Annotated in this window: 1 rRNA gene; it reads right to left on the reverse strand. The window is 54.5% G+C overall.

The window, feature by feature from the left end:
• Positions 1-692: ribosomal RNA gene (locus C6558_RS38905) — 23S ribosomal RNA — on the reverse strand; the annotation flags it as partial.

The raw sequence follows: 692 nt of genomic DNA on the forward strand, positions 1-692 counted from the left end.
TCGAGCTGCCACTCTCACAGTCAAGCTCCCTTGTGCACTTGCACTCGACACCTGATTGCCAACCAGGCTGAGGGAACCTTTGGGCGCCTCCGTTACATTTTGGGAGGCAACCGCCCCAGTTAAACTACCCATCAGGCACTGTCCCTGACCCGGATCACGGGCCGAAGTTAGATATCCAGAGTGACCAGAGTGGTATTTCAACGGCGACTCCACGAACACTGGCGTGCCCGCTTCACAGTCTCCCACCTATCCTACACAAGTCACACCGAATACCAATACCAAACTATAGTAAAGGTCACGGGGTCTTTCCGTCCTTCTGCGCGTAACGAGCATCTTTACTCGTAATGCAATTTCGCCGAGTTCATGGTTGAGACAGCGGGGAAGTCGTTACTCCATTCGTGCAGGTCGGAACTTACCCGACAAGGAATTTCGCTACCTTAGGATGGTTATAGTTACCACCGCCGTTTACTGGGGCTTAAGTTCTCCGCTTCGCCGAAGCTAACAGGTCCCCTTAACCTTCCAGCACCGGGCAGGAGTCAGTCCATATACATCGTCTTACGACTTCGCATGGACCTGTGTTTTTGATAAACAGTCGCTTCCCCCTGGTCTCTGCGGCCCCGATCCCCTCACACCAGCACGTGGTGCTCAAGGTTGGGGCCCCCCTTCTCCCGAAGTTACGGGGGCATTTTGCC

This window comes from Ensifer sp. NM-2 (genome assembly GCF_003024455.1).
Lineage (GTDB): Bacteria > Pseudomonadota > Alphaproteobacteria > Rhizobiales > Rhizobiaceae > Ensifer > Ensifer canadensis.